Source organism: Vibrio sp. V23_P3S9T160 (assembly GCF_963886625.1).
In the GTDB taxonomy this organism is placed as follows: Bacteria; Pseudomonadota; Gammaproteobacteria; order Enterobacterales; family Vibrionaceae; genus Vibrio; species Vibrio anguillarum.
On the sequence record NZ_CAWPDB010000137.1, the window covers coordinates 1 to 2824 of the forward strand.

The window sequence follows — 2824 nt, forward strand, 5'->3', positions numbered from 1 at the left end:
ATTATGATTCTTTATGATATTGTATAAGGCCGTTTTTAGTTCAAAACCTGTTTTTCCTATCGCGGCTTGATAATAGTCATGGTTAGCGGGAGGTGTTGATTCACCAAGTAATAAGCTGTTTGATTGGTTGTATTGAAATTCTCCACCAGAAGCCAGTATTTCCGAGCCTTTGGCTAAGGAATAAAGACCATTGCCAGAGCCACAGCAAATACCATCACCATAACTGTCATGGATGGTGAATTGATATTCACCATCCGATAAGCATATTTCTTGGCTATAAGATGTGGAGTCTGAGTAATTATTACCCGCATAAATAACCTGTGAGAGGCTGTTTTTTATTTCCCAACTTGTTTCAGAAGCATATTGATCGGTGGTTAAATTCAGAGTCAGGTTGTGAGCGCGACATGTCACATGGCTTGATGGTTGCTCAGCGTTACTATTTTCTGTCTGCGCACTGGTAAGGGGAGAGCAAAGCAGTGCCAGTAGGGTAAGGTATGAAATTTTCGTTGTCATAATTTTCTCATTGGATAGTTAAATCGCAACTAAGATAACCATTTGCTCAGTCAATAAATTAAACCTATATCGCATTTTAATTTGTTATGTATGTGATGTTTCATTATTTATGCAGGAGATCTCACGTTCAGAAGGCTGTGCAAAAAGGTGTTCATAAAAACCTACGCAGTCTGCATATATACAATCTCTTTTCTTACCGCGACTGACACGCTGCCGTTTAGTCAATATCTGTGCGATAAAATTGCCAAAAAAGTTGATCGCTTAATCCTCTCAATGCTCATGAACAATCGTAATCATTCTCTTTCGGTGTGCGTGTTATATTCTTAAGTATCATTGTTTCTGATTGATTTTAATAAAATTATTTATTGTTTGTATGCATTTTTGTTGCACACTTTTTCGCGTGAATTCTCACTTTCAAGACGTCAACTTCATTGGGTTGGAACCCTTATCTCGTTACGGACATAGTGATTCTATCGAAATGAAATTAGGTAACTAATAATGAATCGGTAACCCAGTTGTCTATATCCGGAATCGATTATTGCTTAACCAGCGCAGATTTCGCGGGTTGCTGCTGCTGAAATTCAGGCACGTCACTATAAACTAAAATGAGCAATCCAATGATGAATAAGAAACCATTAACGCTTCTGGTAGCAGGGCTACTGGGAAGCGCACCCGTTTGGGCGCAAAATGAGCTCACCTTGATCCAGATCGGGGAAAAAACCGTCGAGCGGTTAGAATCGATTAAAGCGACCGCTGAACGTGGAGAAGGGGTGTTTGAACGCAACGGTGAGCGTTGGATCCACTACAAAGGCTTCGATTATCGGCTTAGTTACAAAAATGATCTGCAATTCCCCTTTATACCTTATCAAAGTGGCGATGATACACCATGAATTCCCAACTCTGATCGACTTTGTCGATCAGAGTTGGGAATTCATGGTGTATGACGGCGGTTTTTATCTGATGAGCCACGAATTTGGTGTTTACGAATCGGACGAGCAAGGCTGCTTTGTCGAATACATTCCTGCGGCACACGGGTCTAAGCGCGCCGATGGTAGCTACATTTGGCAACGTGATGTCATCTATCGTACAGAAACCTCTGATTGTGGTGCGTTAGTGAAGCCAGAGATTACCTCGTTAACCGTCTCGAGCCTGTCTGATGTCGGTGTGTCATTTGACTGGCTTGGGCAAAATGAAGCCGATAAGACTCAGCTCACCTTAACCAATTTGAGTGATGCGAAGGATGTTCGCCGCTATGATTCGGTTTCTGCGGGCTTTTTTATCGGTGACCTTAAGCCTGGCACATCATATGAGATGGTGTTGAACTCGTGTAATCCAGTGGATTGTGCTGAGCCCAAGGTAGTGCGCTTTACTACTCAAGATGCTCGAGTCGGTTTTGCCGATGAAATCCCAACCCCGAACCATTTGCAAGGCAGTTTAGAGGGTGGGTTGGGCATCACGCAAACCCATACATCAGTCGCGCCGAATAGCAATGAGTTAACTGGTCAAGGTCATTTGGACGTGATCATGAACCGTGAAGCGATGCTGCTGTTTACCCCGCAACAAGGGGAAGAAATTAACCAAGTCCGCGCAGAAGTGTTCCTCGATGGCGAATTAGTGCAAACCACCTTGATGCTGCCGCCCAGTGCTCTGGCCGCATCGGATCAGCCAGAGAATGGCCGTATGAAGGTGGTGTTCTCTCATCACGCTTGGTCACTGCCGCTGCAATGGAACTGGATGAAGCCGGAGCTCTCACTGCGCTTGACCGACAACTTAGGCCGTGAAGGTGTGCTCAGCCAAGGAGACATCCAGTTTGGTGGTGCGCCTGAGTTGGTGATTCAAAATATCGACATGGGTATGCTGACTCAACCGCGTAACCGCAATACGATGATTCAAAATCTTCCAACTTTGGCCGCGGATTATTTCCAAAAAATACCTGCGTCTAAATTGGTGATGGCTGACTACACTCCTGCCTATTTTCCTGTTGTCACTATGCCAAATGGTGTGGTGTAAACCGATAAGAGCGCGAGCACGGGTGGTTGGCACAGCGGCGATATGCGTGAAGCGATCGGTAAAACGTTGGTCTCTACAGGTGTCAACAACGCCAACGTCGGCATTGTGAGTAGTGCGGGTTATTCGCAGCAATACAACCGCCGCTACAACCACATTACCACACACACCAACGTCGGGGTGTATACCAAAGAAGGTACAGATTTAGCTCAAGTTGTGGTTCATGGCGGCAGTGGCGGTGGGGGGAAAAGAAACCCGCCAAAAAATACCGGCAAAGAAAGGCCCCCTGAAATGGGGGACAAAA

2 pseudogenes are annotated in these 2824 nt (G+C 45.1%); one reads left to right on the plus strand and one right to left on the minus strand.

Annotated features, from left to right (window positions below):
- Positions 1–513 (minus strand): annotated as a pseudogene (locus tag AACU59_RS11700) (endonuclease); the annotation flags it as partial.
- A 620-nt stretch (positions 514–1133) separates the two neighbouring features.
- Between AACU59_RS11700 and AACU59_RS11705 the strand changes: the two are divergent.
- A pseudogene (locus tag AACU59_RS11705) lies at positions 1134–2824 on the plus strand (M66 family metalloprotease); the annotation flags it as partial.